The sequence below is a fragment of the Streptomyces sp. NPDC048337 genome (assembly GCF_043201175.1).
Classification (GTDB): Bacteria; Actinomycetota; Actinomycetes; order Streptomycetales; family Streptomycetaceae; genus Streptomyces.
Map to the genome: position 1 here is coordinate 385255 of NZ_JBICYR010000005.1, position 18550 is coordinate 403804.

At 70.9% G+C, this 18550-nt stretch carries 21 protein-coding genes; 9 read left to right on the forward strand and 12 right to left on the reverse strand.

Features of this window, described 5'->3' with window-relative positions:
* Nucleotides 1-151 precede the first annotated feature (151 nt).
* Both ACGFYU_RS11820 and ACGFYU_RS11825 read right to left on the reverse strand, forming a co-directional pair.
* Nucleotides 152-622, reverse strand: coding sequence for a carboxymuconolactone decarboxylase family protein (locus ACGFYU_RS11820; protein ID WP_393827114.1), 471 nt, complete (start codon nucleotides 620-622; stop codon nucleotides 152-154).
* 86 nt (nucleotides 623-708) lie between these two features.
* On the reverse strand, nucleotides 709-1590 hold the full coding sequence (locus ACGFYU_RS11825; protein WP_393827115.1) for a sigma-70 family RNA polymerase sigma factor: 882 nt from the start codon (nucleotides 1588-1590) through the stop codon (nucleotides 709-711).
* 328 nt (nucleotides 1591-1918) lie between these two features.
* On the opposite strand from ACGFYU_RS11825, the gene ACGFYU_RS11830 reads away from it, so the two are divergent.
* The 4 genes from ACGFYU_RS11830 to ACGFYU_RS11845 all read left to right on the forward strand — a co-directional run bounded on the left by ACGFYU_RS11830 (nucleotide 1919) and on the right by ACGFYU_RS11845 (nucleotide 5438).
* Nucleotides 1919-3115, forward strand: coding sequence for an NAD(P)/FAD-dependent oxidoreductase (locus ACGFYU_RS11830; protein ID WP_393827116.1), 1197 nt, complete (start codon nucleotides 1919-1921; stop codon nucleotides 3113-3115).
* Nucleotides 3116-3220: 105 nt separating this feature from the next.
* A complete protein-coding gene (locus tag ACGFYU_RS11835) occupies nucleotides 3221-3373 on the forward strand; it encodes a hypothetical protein (protein ID WP_393827117.1) in 153 nt (50 codons plus the stop codon).
* A gap of 53 nt (nucleotides 3374-3426) precedes the next feature.
* Nucleotides 3427-4458 (forward strand): ABC transporter permease, encoded by a 1032-nt coding sequence (locus ACGFYU_RS11840; protein WP_393827118.1) that lies wholly within the window; start codon nucleotides 3427-3429, stop codon nucleotides 4456-4458.
* A gap of 29 nt (nucleotides 4459-4487) precedes the next feature.
* Nucleotides 4488-5438: a sigma-70 family RNA polymerase sigma factor gene (locus tag ACGFYU_RS11845; protein WP_393827119.1), complete on the forward strand. Its 951-nt coding sequence runs from the start codon at nucleotides 4488-4490 to the stop codon at nucleotides 5436-5438.
* Nucleotides 5439-5539: 101 nt separating this feature from the next.
* On the opposite strand, the gene ACGFYU_RS11850 is transcribed toward ACGFYU_RS11845, so the two are convergent.
* Together ACGFYU_RS11850 and ACGFYU_RS11855 are read right to left on the reverse strand one after the other, a co-directional pair.
* On the reverse strand, nucleotides 5540-6289 hold the full coding sequence (locus ACGFYU_RS11850; RefSeq protein WP_393827120.1) for an MBL fold metallo-hydrolase: 750 nt from the start codon (nucleotides 6287-6289) through the stop codon (nucleotides 5540-5542).
* A gap of 103 nt (nucleotides 6290-6392) precedes the next feature.
* A complete protein-coding gene (locus tag ACGFYU_RS11855; protein ID WP_393827121.1) occupies nucleotides 6393-7373 on the reverse strand; it encodes a GlxA family transcriptional regulator in 981 nt (326 codons plus the stop codon).
* Between the two features lie 250 nt (nucleotides 7374-7623).
* Between ACGFYU_RS11855 and ACGFYU_RS11860 the strand changes: the two genes are divergently transcribed.
* Nucleotides 7624-8280 carry a class I SAM-dependent methyltransferase gene (locus ACGFYU_RS11860; RefSeq protein WP_393827122.1) on the forward strand — a complete coding sequence of 219 codons (657 nt, stop codon included), beginning with the start codon at nucleotides 7624-7626 and terminating at the stop codon, nucleotides 8278-8280.
* Here ACGFYU_RS11860 and ACGFYU_RS11865 read toward each other — a convergent pair.
* Both ACGFYU_RS11865 and ACGFYU_RS11870 read right to left on the reverse strand, forming a co-directional pair.
* Complete coding sequence (locus ACGFYU_RS11865) at nucleotides 8250-8786, reverse strand: hypothetical protein (RefSeq protein WP_393827123.1); 537 nt, start codon at nucleotides 8784-8786, stop codon at nucleotides 8250-8252. The genes ACGFYU_RS11860 and ACGFYU_RS11865 overlap by 31 nt on opposite strands.
* Complete coding sequence (locus tag ACGFYU_RS11870; RefSeq protein WP_393827150.1) at nucleotides 8783-10048, reverse strand: molybdopterin-dependent oxidoreductase; 1266 nt, start codon at nucleotides 10046-10048, stop codon at nucleotides 8783-8785. The genes ACGFYU_RS11865 and ACGFYU_RS11870 overlap by 4 nt, the downstream gene beginning before the upstream one ends.
* Nucleotides 10049-10591: 543 nt before the next feature.
* On the opposite strand from ACGFYU_RS11870, the gene ACGFYU_RS11875 reads away from it, so the two are divergent.
* The 3 genes from ACGFYU_RS11875 to ACGFYU_RS11885 all read left to right on the forward strand — a co-directional run bounded on the left by ACGFYU_RS11875 (nucleotide 10592) and on the right by ACGFYU_RS11885 (nucleotide 14118).
* Complete coding sequence (locus ACGFYU_RS11875) at nucleotides 10592-12061, forward strand: vanadium-dependent haloperoxidase (RefSeq protein WP_393827124.1); 1470 nt, start codon at nucleotides 10592-10594, stop codon at nucleotides 12059-12061.
* A gap of 206 nt (nucleotides 12062-12267) precedes the next feature.
* Nucleotides 12268-12819 (forward strand): DM13 domain-containing protein, encoded by a 552-nt coding sequence (locus ACGFYU_RS11880; RefSeq protein WP_393827125.1) that lies wholly within the window; start codon nucleotides 12268-12270, stop codon nucleotides 12817-12819.
* Between the two features lie 237 nt (nucleotides 12820-13056).
* A complete protein-coding gene (locus tag ACGFYU_RS11885) occupies nucleotides 13057-14118 on the forward strand; it encodes a PucR family transcriptional regulator (protein WP_393827126.1) in 1062 nt (353 codons plus the stop codon).
* 157 nt (nucleotides 14119-14275) lie between these two features.
* On the opposite strand, the gene ACGFYU_RS11890 is transcribed toward ACGFYU_RS11885, so the two are convergent.
* Genes ACGFYU_RS11890 through ACGFYU_RS11900 form a run of 3 tightly spaced genes read right to left on the reverse strand, consistent with a single transcriptional unit; the run spans nucleotide 14276 to nucleotide 17284 of the window.
* On the reverse strand, nucleotides 14276-15574 hold the full coding sequence (locus tag ACGFYU_RS11890) for an SLC13 family permease (RefSeq protein WP_393827127.1): 1299 nt from the start codon (nucleotides 15572-15574) through the stop codon (nucleotides 14276-14278).
* The gene (locus tag ACGFYU_RS11895; protein WP_393827128.1) at nucleotides 15571-16038 is read right to left on the reverse strand and encodes a CBS domain-containing protein; all 468 of its coding nucleotides are present in this window, start codon (nucleotides 16036-16038) and stop codon (nucleotides 15571-15573) included. Before ACGFYU_RS11895 ends, ACGFYU_RS11890 begins: the two co-directional genes overlap by 4 nt.
* Nucleotides 16025-17284, reverse strand: coding sequence for a cation:proton antiporter (locus ACGFYU_RS11900; RefSeq protein ID WP_393827129.1), 1260 nt, complete (start codon nucleotides 17282-17284; stop codon nucleotides 16025-16027). The genes ACGFYU_RS11895 and ACGFYU_RS11900 overlap by 14 nt, the downstream gene beginning before the upstream one ends.
* Before the next feature lie 202 nt (nucleotides 17285-17486).
* On the opposite strand from ACGFYU_RS11900, the gene ACGFYU_RS11905 reads away from it, so the two are divergent.
* Nucleotides 17487-17615: a hypothetical protein gene (locus ACGFYU_RS11905; protein ID WP_393827130.1), complete on the forward strand. Its 129-nt coding sequence runs from the start codon at nucleotides 17487-17489 to the stop codon at nucleotides 17613-17615.
* A 23-nt stretch (nucleotides 17616-17638) separates the two neighbouring features.
* On the opposite strand, the gene ACGFYU_RS11910 is transcribed toward ACGFYU_RS11905, so the two are convergent.
* The 3 genes from ACGFYU_RS11910 to ACGFYU_RS11920 are packed head-to-tail and all read right to left on the reverse strand — an operon-like array spanning nucleotide 17639 to nucleotide 18424.
* On the reverse strand, nucleotides 17639-17797 hold the full coding sequence (locus ACGFYU_RS11910) for a hypothetical protein (RefSeq protein ID WP_393827131.1): 159 nt from the start codon (nucleotides 17795-17797) through the stop codon (nucleotides 17639-17641).
* 1 nt (nucleotide 17798) lies between these two features.
* Nucleotides 17799-18269, reverse strand: coding sequence for a hypothetical protein (locus ACGFYU_RS11915; protein WP_393827132.1), 471 nt, complete (start codon nucleotides 18267-18269; stop codon nucleotides 17799-17801).
* Nucleotides 18266-18424 carry a TetR/AcrR family transcriptional regulator gene (locus ACGFYU_RS11920; protein WP_393827133.1) on the reverse strand — a complete coding sequence of 53 codons (159 nt, stop codon included), beginning with the start codon at nucleotides 18422-18424 and terminating at the stop codon, nucleotides 18266-18268. Before ACGFYU_RS11920 ends, ACGFYU_RS11915 begins: the two co-directional genes overlap by 4 nt.
* Nucleotides 18425-18550: the final 126 nt, after the last annotated feature.

The following is an 18550-nucleotide window of genomic DNA, read 5'->3' on the forward strand; positions in this document are numbered from 1 at the left end:
TCACGCGGGGGGTCCCGCGGGGTGTTTTTCCCCATGGGGGGTTTTTTTTGTGTTTGGCGGGGGGGGGGGCGGGGGTTGGGGGGGGGGGGGGGCGGGGGGCGCCCGGGGGGGCCCCCGGCCCCCCCCCGCGAGCCTGAGGGGGATGTCCGCGTCAGCCGAGCTGACCAGGCTGGTACTCGCCGCCGGGCGTCCGGGTGATCACGTTCAGCCGGTTGAAGGCGTTGATCACGCAGATCAGGGCCACCAGGGCCATGAGCTGGTCCTCGTCGAAGTGCTTCGCCGCGTTCGCCCACGCCTCATCGGTGACCCCGCTGGAGTCGGCGAGGCGGGTGCCCTGCTCGGTGAGTTCCAGCGCCGCCCGCTCCGCCTCGGTGTAGACGGTCGTCTCCCGCCACGCCCCGACCAGGTTGATCCGCACCGCGCTCTCGCCGGCGGCCGCGGCGTCCTTGGTGTGCATGTCGAGGCAGCCGCCGCAGCCGTTGATCTGGCTGGCGCGGATCTTCACCAGCTCCTGCACCGCCTTCGGCAGTGCCGAGTCGGTGATGACCTTGTTCGACGAGATGATGTACTTGGCCCACTTCGCCCCGACCTCGTTGCGCATGGGGTTGATCCGGGTTTCCATCTCGGTCTCCTTCGCGTTCGGGTGCTTGCACCACTACGACGAAGCCCCCCGCCAAGACGTAACAACCCCATGCGCTCGACCTTGCGTTACTCGGGTCGCGCGGGCAGACCCATGGCGTCGAGGCGCTTGCGGTCGCTCACGGTCAGGAGCTCGACGATCCGGCCGCCGACCACGGTGCACGCCACCACGCCGAGCACCTTGCCCTTCGCACCCCAGGCCACGAACCCGGGCTCGCCGTTGACCAGGACCGGGAGCACCGAGGTCATCGACCGGGCGCCGCGCAGGACCGGTTCGGCGACCTCGGCCGCCCCGACCGTGGTCATCACGCCCTGCGGGTGGTACGTGCGCCAGGTCACGTTCGGATCCAGCAGCCGTACGAGCCCTTCGAAGTCCCCGTTCCGCGCCGCGGCGAGAAATGCGTCGACCACTGCGCGCTGCCGCCGCGGCTCCTCCTCCGGCACCGATGTGCCCCGCACCTTCCGGCGGGCCCGGCTGGCGAGCATCTTGGTCGCGTCGGTGGACCGCCCGATGATCTCGCCGATCTCGGCGAACGGCACCGCGAACATGTCATGCAGTACGAACGCCAGCCGCTCGGTGGGCGTGAGGGTGTCGAGCACCACCAGGAGTGCCAGCCCGACCGATTCGGCGAGCATCGCGTCGGTCTCGGGTGCCGCGCCGCCGTCCACGGTCACCACCAGCTCGGGCAGCCGGTCCTCGTACGACAGCTCGGCCCGGGTCTTGCGCGAGCGCAGCACGTCGATGCAGACCCGGCCGACCACCGTGGTCAGCCAGCCGGCCAGGTTGTCGATCGCCGCCGCGTCCTGCCGCGCCAGCCGGATCCACGCCTCCTGCACCGCGTCCTCGGCGTCCACCCGCGACCCGAGCATCCGGTAGGCGACCGCCACCAGTCGCTCACGCTGCTCTTCGAAGGCTCCCGCCAGCACTTCGTTCGGACCTGAACCGGTCATGTCGTTACCTTCCTTGCGCGAACTCCGTCATGATCATGACGGGCCCGAAGGCACCGAGGTAACCGTTCGGCGTACATTCCGATCGAAGCACGGCGGCGGCGACCGGCCTGGGCGAAGAAGCTCAGCGCCGAGGACCGGCGCAGCCTGACCGCCCTGTTCCGGCCCAACCTCAACCCTCCTGCATCTGCGCCGCCTCGGCTTCGTGGGCATCGCTGGGCGACACCCCGGCCACCCAGTGACCCACGTCACATGGGGTTCCTGTCAGGAATCCGGGCGCTGTTCCGCTCAAGTCACCGACAGGGAGCAAGCGAACCGACAGGAGCGTCACATGAAGCACCGCATCGTCGTCCTCGGCGCCGGCTACGCCGGGTGCTACACGGCCGGGACCCTGGCCCGCCGGCTGTCCCCGGCGGACACCCAGATCACCGTGGTCAACGCCGAGCCGGACTTCGTCCAGCGGCTGCGGCTGCACCAGCTCGCGGCCGGCCAGGAGATCGAGGCCCCGAAGCTCGCCGACGTCTTCGCCGGTACGGGGGTACGGCTGCGGGTGGCCCGTGTCACCGCCGTCGATCCCGAGCGCCAGGTCGTCGCCGTGGCGGACGCCGACGGCGGCGGCGAGCTCGGCTACGACACGCTGGTCTACGCGCTCGGCAGCCACGGCGACGACCGTGGCGTCCCCGGCGTCGCCGAGCACGCCTTCGACGTCGCCGCCCGGCGCTCGGCGCTGCGCCTGCGTGAGCGCCTGGACGGCCTCGGCGTGCGGGGCGAGGGCGGGAGTGTGCTGGTCGTCGGCGACGGGCTGACCGGCATCGAGACCGCCACCGAGATCGCCGAATCCCGGCCCGGCCTGTCGGTGGCGCTGGTCGCCCGCGGCGAGCTGGGCACCCGGCTGTCCGCCGGAGCCCGCGGCCACCTGCGCCAGGCCTGCGACCGGCTGGGCATCACCGTCTTGGAGCACGCCTGCGTGGAAACCGTCGAAGCGACGCGGGTGCTGTGCGCCGACGGCACCGTCCTGGCGTCCGACGCGACCGTGTGGACGGCCGGGTTCGCGGTCGATCCCCTCGCCGCCGCCGGCGGACTGGAGGTCACCGAGGGTCGGATCGTCGTCGATCGCACCATGCGGTCGGTCTCGCACCCGAACGTGTACGCCGTCGGCGACAGCGCCTACGCCATCGGCGACAACGGCCGGCCGCTGCCGATGTCCTGCGCCTCGGCCGGCTACACCGGCATGCAGGCCGCGGCCGCGATCGTGGGACGCCTGACCGGCCGCAAGATCCCGAACACCAAGCTGGACTACCCGGGCAACCACATCAGCCTCGGACGGCGGGACGGAATCCTGCAGATGGTCGACGGCGAAGCGCGGCCGAAGCCGAAGCACGTGGGCGGCCGGAAGGCCGCACGGATCAAGGAGGGCATAGTCAAGATGTCGCTCTGGGCCAACTCCCACCCGACGTTCGGCCTGCCCAAGCGCAAGCACCGCCTCGCCGCCGCACCGGACGTGTCCGCCGAGAAGACGGCCGCGTAGGCGCCTCGGACAGCTCGGCCACTGATCGCTTCGACACCAGTCGGTCATGGCCAGCGGCGGATTGCCCGCCCCACCGGCTCCCGCCTCTGCGTCCGGGTGCAGGCCATGCACGGCATCGCGCACGTGCCCTCGCCCCACGCCCCCCTGGACGCAGTGGAGTTCGGCCTCCTCACCCTGGCTCCGGACCAGATGCTGACCGCCCACCTGCGAGGCCGGACCAGCCTCCGGGCGTTGTCCGCTGCTGACCCGGGCGTGTGACCGGCCCCGGCCCCGGCCTCACCCAAAGAACTATCTCTGTCCGAGGAGAAGACATGGCTACTCCAGCCCCACACGCGGCCGGCACACTGCCGTCGCCCTGGCCGAGGGTGGCCGGGACGGTCGTCCTGCTCACCGTGCTCATCAGCGTGCTGCTCACCGCGTTCGCCTGGCCGTCGGTGCGGTCGCATGTGCACGACGTGCCGATCGCCGTCGCCGGGCCGCCCGCCGCGGTCCAGCAGGTCAGCGCCGCGCTCGACCGGCGTGTGCCGGGCGGCTTCGCGGTCACCGAGGTCGCCGACACTCCGGCCGCCGAACGGTTGATCCGCGACAGGGAGGTGTACGGGGCGATAGACGTCAGCTCCGGCACCCCGCAGGTCATCACCGCCTCGGCCGCCGGCACAGCGGTCGCCCAGACTCTGCAGGGTGTCGCGGCCGGCCTCGGTCAGGCGCAGGGAGCCGGCAGGCCGTCCCCCGTCCGCGACATCGTCGCCCTGCCGGCCGACGACCCCCGGGGTGCCGGCCTGGCCGCCGGGGCCCTGCCCCTGATCATCGGCGGCCTGCTCGCCGCGCTGCTCCTGACCAGGCTCGTCCACGGCACAGCCCGCCGAGTCGCAGGGGCTCTCACCTTCGCGCTCAGCGGTGGCCTGGCCGTGGCAGCGATCCTGCAGTTCTGGCTCGGCTCGCTGGACGGCTCCTACCTGGCCAACACCGGCGCGATCGCCCTGGCCATCGCCGCCACCTCCCTGAGCATCATCGGGATGGAATCACTGCTGGGGTACGCCGGCTTCGGCCTCGGCGCCGTCACCATGATGCTCATCGGCAACCCCCTGTCAGGCGCCTCGACCGCACCCGAAATGCTGCCCGGCTGGTCCGGCACGCTCGGCCAGCTGCTGCCGCCCGGGGCAGGCAACCAGTTGCTGCGCTCCACCGCCTTCTTCGACGGTCACGGCTCCACCCACTCCGTCCTCGTGCTCACGACCTGGCTCGGATTCGGCATCGCCCTGTGTCTGGCCGGCGGCCTGCCCAGGGGTCGGCGCCGCCTGGCCGCCGTACCGGATGCGTCAACCACGAACGCGATGGCGTAGTCGAGCAGTTGATAACTAAGGTGACCCAGGTGAACAGCACCATCGATCGCTTCGACACCAGTCGGTTCGAGGCCAGCCGCAACCGGCTCGCCTCCCTGGCCTACCGACTCCTCGGCTCGGCCAACGACGCCGAAGACGCCGTGCAGGACACCTTCCTGCACTGGCAGGCCGCCGACCGGCAGCGGATCAAGGTGCCGGAAGCATGGCTGACCAAGGTCGCCACCAACCTGTGCCTCGACCGGCTCCGCTCGGCACAGGCCCGCCGCGAACGCACCGCCGGCGCCTGGCTGCCCGAACCGCTCCTCGACGGCGACCCGATGCTCGGCCCGGCCGACACCTTCGAGCAGCGCGAATCGGTCTCCCTGGCCGTGCTGACCCTCATGGAACGCCTCTCACCCCACGAGCGGGCCGCCTACGTCCTGCGCGAAGCGTTCACCTACAGCCACGCCGAGATAGCCGAGATCCTCGACATCACCGAATCCGCGAGCCAGCAGCACCTCCACCGGGCCCGACAGCGCATCACCGCCGCGCGCCGCGGCGGCGGCGAAGTCGACCCGGCCGCCGCCCGCAGGATCGTCGAGGAATTCCTCGCCGCCGCCTCCTCGGGCCGCACCGAACGACTGGTGGCACTGCTCACCGACAACGCGACCGCGATCTCCGACGGCGCCGGCCTGACCGAGAAGCTGCTGCAGTACGACACCCCGCAGCGCATCGCCGCCATCGCACGGGCAGGCTTCAAATCCACGCCCGCGAAGCAGCGACTCGCCGGCGGCATCTCCGCTGTCCACTACGCGCTCGTCAACGGCGCCCCCGCCATTCTCTTCGTGCCCGACGGAAAGGTCGTCGGTGCCGTAACGTTCGACATCACAGGCGGCAAGATCGCTACCGTGCGCGGCATCGCCGCCCCGACTCGCCTCGTTCGCCTCACCGAAGCCTGGCGGCAGCACGGACCGGACACGCCGCTCATCTCCGAGTGGTGACCCAACGCCGACCGCGGCCAGGCGCAGCGCCCGCGTTTCACAGAACGGCCGATACCTTCCGAGGTGGCGGCGTGAGGTACCCCTCGCTCCAGCAGAGCACGTCATCCCCCTGACCGGACGTGCAGACGGCCCCTGGCCTCTCGCCGGTCCAGCCGAATCTGCTCTCGGGTCGCCCAGCGTCGAACCCGCTCCGGGTCCAGGGCCGTGCCGTGTCCGATGTGGAGGGCGCGGGGGTTGAGGTCGAGCATCGCGCGCAGGCTGGCCAGGTTGCGCCGGGGGTCGTCGTGGAAGGGAGGGTTGGCCGGCTTGCCCGGTATCAGACCCATGAAGGAGTTGGCCACGAGGTCTCCTGCGACCAGGTCGCCGTCGTCGGTGAGGACGGAGACGGAGCCTGCGGTGTGTCCGGGAGTCGGCATGATCCTGGCCTCGATCCCGAAGTCCGCCAGGTCCGTCTCGCCCTTGACCAGGACGTCCGGTTCGAACGCTTCGGCCTGGACGTGGAGCTTCCTGTTGCGAGCCATGAGGCGGCCCATGGGGCCGGTCGGCAGGTACGGCTCGCGGACTCGGCCCGTCCGGTACGGGCCGAGGTCAGCGACGTGGCCGGCGAGGGGCGCGCCGGTGAGCCGGTGCAGCTCGGCGGCGGAGCCGAAGTGGTCGATGTGGCCGTGCGTGATGACGATCAGAGCGAGGTCGGCCGGGTCGACGCCGTGACGGGCGATGTGGTCGTGGATCGTGCGGGCGCTGCCGGGGGTTCCGGCGTCGACGACGACGGGGCGGCGGCCCAGCAGCAGGTAGGCGTTGACGGCGTGCCTGCCGAGGACGGGGATCGGGATGATCTTCGTACGGGACATGGGTGGTTATCCCTCGTGTCTGAGGTGGGTGTGGGCATGCCTCGGCGCCCGCCCGGCTCTGTCGGGTGCCGGGCGGCAGCGGGCGGGGCGGGGCCGGGGTGTTCTAGCGGAACCGGCGGCGGTACTCCGCCGGGGTGGTGCCCAGTCGACGCTGGAAGCGGCGGTGCAGCGTCTTGACGGAGCCGAGGCCGCTGGCCTCGGCGATCTGGGGCAGGCTCCCGTCGGTCTCTTCGAGGAGACGGCGGGCGGCTTCCAGACGGACGGCTTCGACGTAGGCGCCGGGTGTTGTGCCGGTGCGCTGGGTGAACAGCCGGGAGAAGTGGCGTGCGCTCAGGTTGAGGCGTTCGGCGAGTGCCTCGGCGGACAGGTCCTCGTGTGGGTGCTCGGTGATCCAGTGGCGTAGTTCGTCAATGGGGTCGCCGGTCGGTGTCTGGACGGAGAGGGGCACGCTGAACTGACTCTGTCCGCCGGAGCGTTTGACGTACATGACCATCGTTCGGGCGGTGGCGAGCGCGAGGGCCTGTCCGTGGTCCTCTGCGACCATGGCCAGGGCCATGTCCATGCCCGAGGTGACCCCGGCGCAGGTCCACACGTTCCCGGACCGGATGAAGATCGGGTCCGGGTCCACCTCGATCCCGGGGTGTGCGGCTGCCAGCTGATCGGCCGTGAGCCAGTGGGTGGTGGCGGGCCTGCCGTCCAGCAGCCCTGCCGCAGCCAGGATGTGCGCTCCGGCGCAGACCGATCCGGTGCGGCCGGCCCGTGGCGCGGCCGAGCGCAGCCAGTCGGCGACCGTCGGTTCGACGACCGCTTCGGCCCCGCCGCACTCCGTGAGGGTGACCGCTCCGGACACCAGCAGGGTGTCCACGCGTCCCGCGACCTCGTCCAGGCGCAGGTCGGCCAGCAGCCGGACCCCACTGGAGGTGGCGCACGCGCCGCCGTCCGCCGTCGCGATCTCCACGCGGTAGCCGGGGTGGCCGGCGCCCCCGACGCGGGAGGCGACCGAGAACACCTCGGCCGGCCCCGTGACGTCGAGGAGTTCCACGCCGGGGAAGGCAGCGATGACAACGCGGTGCGGTGCGGGCATGTCCCGATCTTGTCCGCACCGCCCTCATGTCCGCAATGACGAGGTTGTCTCACATCCGGACATGCGCCTGACCCACGGCCTACTGGAAGCCGCCCTCACCCACCGGGCCCGCTCGCTCCTGGCTCTGAGGAGTCCCGGCGGGCGCGCCGGCCACTCCTCGCCATCTCCTGAGGACCGGGTCCGGGTCCGTCCGGGTGGAATCGGCCGAGCTCGGCACACTCCGCGCGGGCCGTGCGGCGAAACATGGGGAGTGACCACTCAGGAGACCGAGCAATGGGACAGCGGCCCGTACGCGGCGGCGATCCGCGCGCAGCGCGGTGATCTGTCGTTGCGCGATGGCGAGGGCTGGTGCCTTCCGCTGGATCTCGAGCGGTGGTGTGCGCGGGCGGATGCCGGCGACCGTGCCGTATTGCGGCGGTGCCGGGGGCGGGTGCTCGACATCGGGTGCGGGGCGGGCCGGTTCGTGGAGGCGCTGGCCCGGCGGGGGCAAAACGTTCTCGGTATCGACGTGTGTCCGTCCGCGGTGAGGACGACGGTCGGCCGGGGCGGGTCCGCACTGCTCCGATCGGTGTTCGAACCACTGCCCTACGAGGGCCGGTGGGGCACGGCCCTGCTGATCGACGGGAACATCGGCATCGGCGGCGACCCCCGCAGACTGCTGCGCCGCATCAGGGATCTGGTGCACGCCCAGGGGCTGCTCCTGGTCGAAACCGCTCCCGAGGACGTGGACGAACTCAAACAGGTCCGGATCCACGCGGGGCACCGGCCCGTCAGTGCCGTCGTCCCCTGGGCCTCCGTCGGCGCCGAGGCGCTGGACCGGCACGCGCGGGCGTCGGGGTGGACGGCCGCCGAGCGGTGGACCGCTCCCCGAACCCGTCATTTCGTGGCCCTGCGGGCCCGTGCCTGAGCCCGCGCGGCCCGCCTGCCCTCCCTCGTCCCGCGCCACACGCGCACGAGGAGGAGGGCGGCCGAGAGGGCGAAGAGCGCTGCGGTGATCAGTAGCCACCGTGGCAGGAAGACGTCCGCGGGAAGACCGGTGGCCGCGGTGAAATGACCCACTTGGCGGAGGACCAGCGGCCACCAGACCAGGAGCAGGACGCCGGAGACGAAGCCCGGCACGCGCACGTAGTTGACGCTCGCCCGCACCCCTGGCCTCCCCGCACGGGCGTCAGGCCCGAAGAGCGCCTGCACCGCCCGGTCCGTCACCGAATACAGCGGCAGCAGCACCAGATCGTGCAGGAGCGCGGCGCCCACGAACCACAGGGCCACACCGACGCTGTCGCCCGTGAGGAGTCTCAGACCCGCATAGGCGGCGAGGGTGAACGAGACGAGGACCAGGAGCAGGTGGAGCGGGGAGGCGCCGTAGCGGCGTCGGAAGTCGATCGTGCGCGTGTCCGGGAGGCGGAACTTCATGCCGGCTCCCCGAAGGTGAGGCGGGTGACCCACTTGGTGTTGTGGACACCGGGGGCGCCAGGCACGATCACGCGAGCCGGATACCCGTGGTCGCGGGAGAGGACGGCCCCGTTGACGCGCACGGCGAGAAGCGAGCGCGCGTCCCGGGCCTGGTTGTCGCGCAGGACCACGGAGCTGAACGACCCGCCGCGCTGCACCGACTCCACCAGCACCCGCGGGGTGTCCGTGCCGAACCCGACCAGAGCGGCCAGATCGGTGAGGCGCACTCCGCTCCAGCGCTGGTCGGGGGTCGACCAGCCCTCCACACAGGCGATCGGCAGGGACGACTCGCTCTGGGGCAGGGCCAGCAGCCGGTCGTAGGTCAGATCGACCTGCCGGCCGCCGCCCCGCACGGTCAGCCGCCAGCCGGGGCCGATGTCGCCGGGCCGGATACCGACCGAGGCGGCGGTCTTGTTGATCTGGAAGCCGTTCGGCCCGGAGCCGGGATCCTGCCCGTGCGGGGCGAGCAGCGCCGTCTGCCGGAACCAGCCGCCCACGCTCTGCCCGGCGGTCACCACGAGCAGCGCCAGCGACCCCAGCCCGACCATGCCCACCGCACCCCGCCGGGAGATCGTCGGCACGGCCGGGCTCGGCGAGACCAGCCCGGCCGCCTCCTGCGAACCGGCCGCCGGCTCCCCCAGCCGGTGCCCGACCGCGCGCAGGGCCCTCGGCAACCGGAAGACCACGTGGACCACGAAGGCACCGATGAACACCCAGGCCCCGTAGAGGTGCAGGGTGTAGAACGAGCCCGGGAAGACGTAATGCAGCTGCACGTTGAGGATGCCGGTGACGAACTCGAACCCCGCACCCCCCACCAGCAGAAGCAGGGACAACCGCTCGACCCCGTGCGCGACCGACCGCACCGGAGGCCACTCGAACAGCTTCGGGATCACCGACCACAGCTTCGCCAGGAGCACCGGCACCAGCACCACCCCGAGCGTGACATGCACCCCCTGGGTGACCCGGTAGAGCCAGTACGGCGAGGTCGGCCAGGAGAACAGGTAGAAGCCGAGCCACCCCTTGTCCGGCGTCTGGTCGTTGCGCGCAGCCAGATCCGGGTTGTACGCGGCATACGACAACAAGCCCGTCACGAACAGCACGGTGATCCCGACCAGCAGGACCAGCCCGAACACCGCCGTCAACCACGGCCCCCGCAACGGGCTGCGCCAGAACCCGGGACGCGACGGACCCGGCGGCGGCCCGGCCGACCGTGCGGATGCCAGCGCTGCCCGGAGTCGAGCCGAGGCTGGCCGGCCTGATCGGCCCTCGCCGGGTTCCGGACGCGACGGGCCTCCGGGTGCGGCCGGTGTACCGGCCTCGCGGGGTATGGGCCGGCCTGATGGCCTCCCTTCCCCGGGCGAGGGCCGTGGCGTGTCCTCGGGGTCGCCCGACCCGCTGCCGTCCGCGTCCACGCAGCACCTCCACAGACTTCCACATACGGGATCTACAGGACATCCGCTGTTGAAAAGAACTTGCCGCATGGCGGACCCGGACGTTCCGTGACACGCCACGGCGAAGCCGCCTCGCATCCGTCACGCCCGCCGGCCGGGCAAGAAGCACCCGATCCGCCCCACGGGCAGAACCGGTCCGAGAGCCGACATGTCCGATCCGTACACGGAGGGTTCACGCCTTCCGTGTGCGCGGGACCGGCCATTCCGCGCGCGTGTCCGCTTTGGTACATGCCAATGGGGCTGAGCTCACGCCATGATCGCGCCGCCGCCGGTCCGGCGGCCGTTGACACGTGCGTGATCAGGGGGAATCGAGCCATGCCCGAAAGCACCCGCACCACCGCCAGAACCCGTACCCGTACCCGTACCCGGACGTGCCGTCGTGCGCTGGCGGCGGCGGCCGTCCTGGCGGCGACCGGAAGCATCCTCACGGTCGCCCCGCAGCCCGCCCATGCAGCGCTGCCGACGCAGTCGATCGCCGACCCGGTGCACTACTGGAACGACGTGCTCCAGAACATCTTCCGCAAGGCAGGGGGCGGACCGGTCCCGATGGCACGCGCGGCCGCCATGATGAACGCCGCGATCTACGACGTGGAGAGCTCGTACCAGCTCAAGTGGAAAGGCCGGATGACCTCCGAGGCCTACATCCACGCGGAGAACTACGCCGGCTGGATCGAGGGACCCGACGAGGAGGAACGGGTCGTCGGACGCACCGCGTACAACATCCTGCTCAACCTCTACGGCGTGAACCGGCCCGACAAGAACTCACCCGATTTCACGGCCTACCTCGACCAGCGCTTCCGCGAGCGGTTCGGCAGCGAACCGACCGGCTTCGACGTGCTGGACGCAACCGTCGTCGGCGGGATGGTCAAGCAGATGATGAACGCCCGAGCCGGGGACGGTTCGGACGACAAGCGGGCGTACACCGGCGACAACAAGCCGGGGTCCTGGCGGCCCACCAGCTACCCCGACATGGTCGATGCGAAGTGCCAGGTGGACGGCGACGCGGTCAACCCGTCCTGGGGCCAGGTCAAGCCGTTCTCGCTGAGCTCCGGCTCGCAGTTCCGGCCCACCACGCTCGCGCAGTTCGGCACGTACGAGAACCTCGTGGCCAGCCCCGAGTACAAGGCCCAGGTCGAAGCCGTCCGGACGGCCGGCGCGGCTGCTCCCACGGCCGCCACACCGGTGATCAACCGCACCCCGGACCAGCTGAACGCCGCCTGGTTCTGGGCCAACGACAACGACACCACGTACAAGCCCCCGGGCCACATGCTCCAGGCCACCCGCGAGGTCGCCAAGGCCCGCGGCCTGAGCACGTACGCCAACGCCCGCCTCTTCGCACTCGTCTCGATCGCCCTCGCCGACACCGGCATAGCCGTCCGGGACGCGAAGTTCTCCACTCCGATCGATCTGTGGCGGCCCGTGTCCGCGATCCGCGAGGGAGGTCTCGACCCCCAGTGGAAGCCGCTCCTGAAGAACAACGACGGCGTCAACGTCAACCCGTGCTTCCCCGCCTACGTCTCGGGCCACGCCTCCTTCGGCGCCGCCTGGGCGGGAGTCATGAAGCGCTACTTCGGCAGTGACAACATCGCCTTCGACCTCACCACCGACGAGCCCCTGGCCCCCGTCAAGCAGCGCCACTTCACCAGCTTCAGCGCCGCCGCCAGGGAGGACGCGGACAGCCGCGTCTGGCTCGGCGTCCACTACCCCTGGGACGCCGCGGACGGCCTCGTCCTCGGCGACAAGGTCGCGGCCCAGGTCTTCAGCACCAGGCTCCGCACGCTGTGACGCCCGCCGCGGGGCGGGGTCCTGTACCCCCGCCCCGCGGGATGGGAGGCTGGAGTCGCCGCTTCTCCCTCCCTGCCAGGAGACACGCTCGTGTCCCGCCGTTCCCGGACCGGGCCGTAAGCATTCCGTCATCCGGTCCGGCCTGGCATCAGGGTGCCGCACCACGGTTGAATGCGCCCTGACGGACCCGTGAGGAAGAGGCTTCGATGGCGGCAGGTGCAGGGCGGCGCGGCAGGATCGTAATCGGTTCGCTGATCGCTGCCGCGGTGGTGCTGGGCGCGGGGCTGTACTGGTTCCAGCCGTGGAAGCTCTGGCAGGACGAGACCGTCCGCGAGGCCCTCCCGACGACGTCGGCGGCGCCGAGCGCGCCCGGCCCCGCCTCATCGGCCGCGCCGACCGGTCCGCAGACCGTGGCGCAGGGCACCCTGATCAGCCACGAGCACACCACCACCGGCACGGTGAAGCTCGTCCGGCTTGCCGACGGCTCCCACACCCTGCGCCTGGAGAACCTGGACACCAGCAGCGGCCCCGACCTGCGGGTCTGGCTCACCGACGCACCGGTCAAGGAGGGCGAGGCCGGCTGGAGCGTCTTCGACGACGGTAAATACGTGAGCCTGGGCAAGCTCAAGGGAAACAAGGGCGACCAGAATTACGAGATCCCGGCCGACGTGAACCTCGCCGACTACAGCAGCGTCACCATCTGGTGCGACCGCTTCGACGTGTCCTTCGGCGCGGCCGCACTCAAGGCGACCGCCTGACACAGCTGCCCGTAACCGGCCCGGATGCCGCCCCCTCCGCTTCCGCGGTTCGGCATCCGGCCGGTTTCGGCTTCCCCCGTGCACTGATCCTGCCCGTCCGGGATGCGGCAGCGCATTGCCGGTGACCGGCAGTCTTTACGGCGCCTTCATGCCGATGACGGCTTCCCGCGCGGCACGTGTCACCCTGGTCCCCGCGTCAAGGACTCATCAGGGGCGCGTCAGGATCGGGGGAGGGCCGTGGCGGACCAGGAAGCGCCGGAGAACCATGTGACGGGGTATGCCGAGATCCTGCTGGGCGCATGCGCCACAGGACGTCGGCTCACCCGCACCGAGCTGGAGTCCCGGCGTGCGCAGGGCGAGCGGGCGGCGGAGGCCGGGCTGCCGCTGCGCGGGCTCATACGGGAGCACCTCGCCGCCGCGCAGGAGATCCAGCCGCAACTGGCCTCCGCGGCGGTGGGTTCGTTGCTGGCGGTGGTGGAGCAGGCGGTGGACGCCTTCGCCGAGGGCTACGAGCGTGCCCAGCACCACGCGGTCCGCCAGGAGGAGGCCGCGCGCCGGGAGTTCATCGATGACCTGCTGTACGGGCGCAGCGACCTGGGCCGCCTCGCCGAGCGCGCCGAGCGCTTCGGCCTGAGGCTCGCCCAGGCACATGCGGTCGCGGTTGCCGCCGGGCCCGAGCCGTACGGTGACGGCTACCCGGTGGCCCGGGGGATCGAGGAAGCGGTCCTCTCCCGGTTCGGCAACCGGAAGATTCTGCTGGCCACCAAGGACGGCCGGCTCATCTGCGTGGCCCCCGGCGACCAGCCCGACGTACTGGCCTACTTCGCCAAGCGGGCGTACGCGGCCACCGACGGCGGCCGGGTCGCGATCGGCCGCTCCCATCCGGGCGCGGGCGGGGTCGTCCACTCGTACGAGGAGGCCCTCAACGCGCTCGACCTGGCCGACCGGATGAAACTGGAAGGCCCGGTACTGCACGCCGCGGACCTGCTGGTCTATCCGGTCCTCACGCGCGACCGGCAGGCCATGGCCGACCTGGTGGAGAGCATGCTCGGCCCGCTGCGCCAGGCCCGCGGCGGCGCCGGGCCGCTGCTCGACACGCTGGCCGCGTACTTCGACAGCGGCTGCGTCGCCACCGAGGCGGCCCGCCGGCTGTCGCTGAGCGTGCGGGCGCTGACGTACCGGCTCGAGCGCATCCACACCCTCACCCAGGCCGACCCCGCCGACCCCCAGCACCGGTACACCCTGCAGACCGCGGTGATCGGCGCCCGCCTGCTGGGCTGGCCCGGCAGCGGGTCCTGAGTCCAGCCATCCAGTACCTGTCCGCAGGTCTGGGGGCGGGGTGCCTATCCGGTGGCGTCCCGCCGTGACCGGCGGCGACGCCGCAGAGAGTTAAGGCACGCTCCTTGGCCCGGCTCAGCCTGTTGGTCGTCATCCGGATCAGGCTCCTTCTCTGTTCTCAGGACAGAGCGAAATAGCGCAGCCACAGATACAGGGCGGCCACGGCGACGGTGGCGGCGGTGACGATCAGCCCGTACTTGGTGAACTGCCAGAAGGTGATGGGGGTGCGGTTGCGTTCGGCGATGCCGAGGACGACGACGTTGGCGGAGGCGCCGATGGCGGTGGCGTTGCCGCCGAGGTCGGCGCCGAGAGCAAGGGCCCACCACAGGACGTGATCGGGGTCGCCGCCCATGTCGGTGACCAGCTGGTCGGTGACCGGGGCCATGGTGGCCACGTAGGGGATGTTGTCCACGATGCCGGACAGGACGGCGGAGCCGCCCAGCAGCAGCATGGAGCCGCCGAGTTCCGCGCCGCCGATGGCTTCGGCGAGGGAGTGGGCCAGCGTGCCGATCACGCCGGTCTCGATGAGCGCACCGACCATGACGAACAACCCGGCGAAGAACGCGAGGGTGGGCCACTCCACCTCGCCCAGCACCTCGCCGGTCTCCACCTTCGAGATGGCCACGAGCAGTCCGGCACCCAGGAGGGCGACCACGCTGGGCTCGTAGTGCAGGACGGGGTGGAGGACGAAGCCCGCGACGACCAGGGCGAGGACCCCCAGGCCCTGGCCGAGGAGCCGGGGATCCGAGATGGCCTCACGCTCGCGCAGTTCCATCAGCTCGGCCGCGCGCTTCTCGTCGTAGACGAAGTGCTTGGCGAACATCACCCGGCACAGCAGCACCAGGACGACTATCAGGACCGCGCACAGGGGAGCGAGGTGGACGAGGAAGTCGTTGAAGGTGAGACCGGCCCGGCTGGCGATGATGATGTTGGGCGGGTCACCGACGAGCGTGGCGGTGCCGCCGATGTTCGAGGCGAAGACCTCGGCGATCAGGAACGGCGCGGCGGGCAGCCGCAGCCGGTCGCACACCAGCAGGGTGACGGGTGCGACGAGCAGCACCGTCGTCACGTTGTCCAGCAGGGCGGAGGCGATCGCCGTGATGACGACCAGCATCGTCATGACCCGGAAGGGGCGGGCCCTGGCCCTCTTCACGGACCAGATCGCCAGGTACTCGAAGAGGCCGGTGCGCTTCAGTATGCCGACGATCACCATCATTCCGAGGAGCAGGAAGATGACGTTCCAGTCGATGCCGGTCTCGTCGGAGTGGAACGCCGAGATGTCGTCGGTCGCGCCGATGGCCAGCATGAGTGCGGCCCCGCCGAGGGCCGCCGCGACGCGGTGCACCCACTCGGTGATGATCAGGAGATAGGTGCCGGCGAAGACGGCGACGGCGGCCCAGCTCTGCCAGTTGCTCACGCCTGCCCGCCCGCTTCGAGCAGGTGCCGCATGAGCCGTGCGGCCGAGACCACCCCGACCAGCCGGCTTCCCTCGCCCTCACGTTCCAGGACCGCGACAAGCGGGACGTGGGAACGGGCCATGACGGCCGCGATCTGAAGCGTCCCGGCGTCGGGGCCGACGTACTGCGGCTTGAAGGTCCGCCGGGGCAGCCACTCGGCGACCGTCTTGCCGACGAGTTCCTCGGCCAACGCCTCCGCGTGCCGCTCGTCGATGACTGCGGCCAGCAGCGGGTCCTCCATCACGTACTCCGGGACGAGCTGCCGTACGAGCTGGGAGCCGGGCACGACGGCGTACGGAGTGCCGTCGGTGTCCAGGACCAGGAGCGCGGGCAGGTTCCGCTCGGCCACCAGTCGTACGGCGTCGACGGCTTGGTCGTCGCTCGTCACATGGGGATAGGGCTCGGCGAGATCACGGGCTGGCATGGCGCCTCTCCTGGTCGGTTGCACTGCGCGGGGCGGGGACGGCAGGGGCTGATGCCCGGCCGTCGGGAAGATCGGCGGGGTCGTCGACGCGGAACAGCCGGGCGATCGGCACGTCGGTGCTGCTGTGAGCGATGATCGAGAAGGCGATGCAGACGGCGATCAGTGTGTACGCGGCCTCGCCCTGCGGGATTCCGGCCTGGAGCACCAGCAGCCCGTAGACCACGGAAGCGAAGCCCTTCGGGCCGAACCATGCGGCGACCAGCTTCTCCCGCCGCTCGACCCGCGCCCCCAGCAGCGACACCAGGAGCGAAGCGGGCCGGATCAGCATGATCGCCAGAACGACCGCCACGTACCCGCCCACCGACAGGTCACCGAACAGCTGCGGCGTCAGCAGCGCCCCGAAGACCAGCAGCGCGGCGAACTTCGCCAGCTCCGCCAGCGCCTCGCCGAGCGGCTCGAACACCGTCTTCGCCTCGGGCGATACGGAGGCCAGCACGGCACCGGCGGAGAAGGCGGCCAGGTACGGGTTGGCGTGGGTCAGGTGGCAGGCCGCGTACAGGATGATCCCGGTCGCGAGCGGCAGCAGCGGCTGGAGCTTCGGCTCCGCTCCCAGCAGCCGCAGTCGGACCAGCGACGCGACCCCGAGCGGAAGCACGGCTCCGAAGGCCAGACCCATCCCGAGCTCCAGGGCGATCTCACCGACGGAGGCCTGGGCCTGCCCGGAGGTGGGGCCGGCGGCGGCGATCAGGACGAGCACGACGGGCAGCGCGAGGCCGTCATTGATCCCGCTCTCCACGTTCAGCAGCTGCCGCAGCTTCGCCGGCACCTCCCGGCGCCCGACGATCGCCGAGGCGAACACCGGGTCCGTCGGCGCGAGTACGGCGCCCACCAGGAAGGAGGTCGTCCAGTCCAGCCCCACCAGGTAGTGGGTGATCAGGGCCATGCCCGCCATCGCCAACGGCATTCCCAGACCCAGGGCCCGGGCCGGGTTCTTCCAGTTCGCCCGCAGCTTCGGGAAGGAGACGTGCATGCCGTCCGTGAACAGCACGGAGAACAGCGCGAGGTCGGCGGTGACGGAGACGATCTCGCTGTCGGCGGTGATGTGGACCAGCCCAAGGAACCCGTCGCTGACGAGCGCCCCGCCGAGCAGGAACAGAAGGGATGTCGACAGCACCGTGCGGGCGGCGAGCCCGGACAGCAGTACCGCGATCAGCAGAGCAACACCGAATACAGCGACGAGCACCATGGCAGCAGCCCCGATCTGCGAAGAGAGTTGTCCCCTGTTCGCCGACCAGGCTTCCCGGCACACCACCGGCTACTTTATACATCCCTTACGCACCTTTAACGGGTCTCTGACGGCAGCGGCAGTCGTCGGTCATTGCCGAAGTCCGGCATGCACGCGCCCTGCGGAGCCCCTCTACCGTGGGCGTCCTCCCAGAGAGGTACCCATGAACGGCAACGCGGCGCATCACGCCATCGCCCTGGCGGCGGCGACCCTGCTCCTGCTCCCGCTCCCCGTGCTGGTCCTGGCCGGCTGGACGCCTCGCCCTCGGAATCCGGGGGCGAGGCCGCACTGAGCTACGGGCCGTGTGCCGCCGGGTCAGTCGGCGAGGATGGCGCCGCCCTGCCCGGGACGGATGCTTCCGACCAGGAGGAAGACTCCGTCTTCCATACCGCGACGGATCCAGTCCTGATGTCCGGCCATGTGCTCGGACGCCTGTGCCTTGTTGGCGGAGAAGCGAAGCAGGACGGCGTACACGTCAATCTCCTTGTCGGATACCGGTGAAGTGAACGGGTGCGGCGCGAAGGGGAAGGTGCATGATCAAGACGTGGAGGACTGCTCGGTCAGCCAGGTGTGGAGCCGGTCGACCTCGCGGCGTACGTAGGCACGGTCTTGGAATGCGTTCGACAGCGTCGCGACGCCCTGGCTGAAGGTCAGGACATGCATGGCGAGGGTCATCGGCGTCCGCCGCTCGCCCGAGTTCTTCGAACTGCCCGCGCAACCAGGCGCGGAACACCTCGAACACGCCGACCGCATGTGTGCGGGAGGGGTGGCCGAGCTTGGCCAGCTCGCTGGTGAGGGTCCCGACCGGGCATCCGTAGTTCTCGATGTCGCCCTGGTTGGTGATGACGATCTCGATGAACCGCCGCACCCGCTCCAGCGGGCCGGCTGCACCCTCACCCCACTCGGCCAGCATCTGCGCCGTGCCGGCCAGGCGGGCCTGGATCACCGCTTCGAGGATTCGTCCTTGGTCTTGAAGTGGTAGTAGAAGTTCCCGCGAGAGATCCCGACCGTCTCGGCGATGGCGGCGAACGACGTCCGCTCGAACCCCTGCTCGCAGAACAGTCTGTTCGCGGCGTCCACGATCTGCTCGCGCGTCCCCACCAGAACTCACCTCACGGCACCCGCCCCGCGCCTAGTACTCCAGTGGCGGTTCGCTATCTGGCCTGGTCGAAGGGTTCGCTCGGAGTGTAGGGGCGGGGTGGTGGGCCCGGCTGGAACTCAGCAGAA

Bases quoted from the DNA above. Each gene is read 5' to 3' on its own strand.
- ACGFYU_RS11820 (WP_393827114.1), bottom strand. From the start codon at position 622: ATGGAAACCCGGATCAACCCCATGCGCAACGAGGTCGGGGCGAAGTGG.
- ACGFYU_RS11825 (WP_393827115.1), bottom strand. From the start codon at position 1,590: ATGACCGGTTCAGGTCCGAACGAAGTGCTGGCGGGAGCCTTCGAAGAG.
- ACGFYU_RS11830 (WP_393827116.1), top strand. From the start codon at position 1,919: ATGAAGCACCGCATCGTCGTCCTCGGCGCCGGCTACGCCGGGTGCTAC.
- ACGFYU_RS11835 (WP_393827117.1), top strand. From the start codon at position 3,221: ATGCACGGCATCGCGCACGTGCCCTCGCCCCACGCCCCCCTGGACGCA.
- ACGFYU_RS11840 (WP_393827118.1), top strand. From the start codon at position 3,427: ATGGCTACTCCAGCCCCACACGCGGCCGGCACACTGCCGTCGCCCTGG.
- ACGFYU_RS11850 (WP_393827120.1), bottom strand. From the start codon at position 6,289: ATGTCCCGTACGAAGATCATCCCGATCCCCGTCCTCGGCAGGCACGCC.
- ACGFYU_RS11855 (WP_393827121.1), bottom strand. From the start codon at position 7,373: ATGCCCGCACCGCACCGCGTTGTCATCGCTGCCTTCCCCGGCGTGGAA.
- ACGFYU_RS11865 (WP_393827123.1), bottom strand. From the start codon at position 8,786: ATGAAGTTCCGCCTCCCGGACACGCGCACGATCGACTTCCGACGCCGC.
- ACGFYU_RS11875 (WP_393827124.1), top strand. From the start codon at position 10,592: ATGCCCGAAAGCACCCGCACCACCGCCAGAACCCGTACCCGTACCCGT.
- ACGFYU_RS11880 (WP_393827125.1), top strand. From the start codon at position 12,268: ATGGCGGCAGGTGCAGGGCGGCGCGGCAGGATCGTAATCGGTTCGCTG.
- ACGFYU_RS11895 (WP_393827128.1), bottom strand. From the start codon at position 16,038: ATGCCAGCCCGTGATCTCGCCGAGCCCTATCCCCATGTGACGAGCGAC.
- ACGFYU_RS11900 (WP_393827129.1), bottom strand. From the start codon at position 17,284: ATGGTGCTCGTCGCTGTATTCGGTGTTGCTCTGCTGATCGCGGTACTG.
- ACGFYU_RS11905 (WP_393827130.1), top strand. From the start codon at position 17,487: ATGAACGGCAACGCGGCGCATCACGCCATCGCCCTGGCGGCGGCGACC.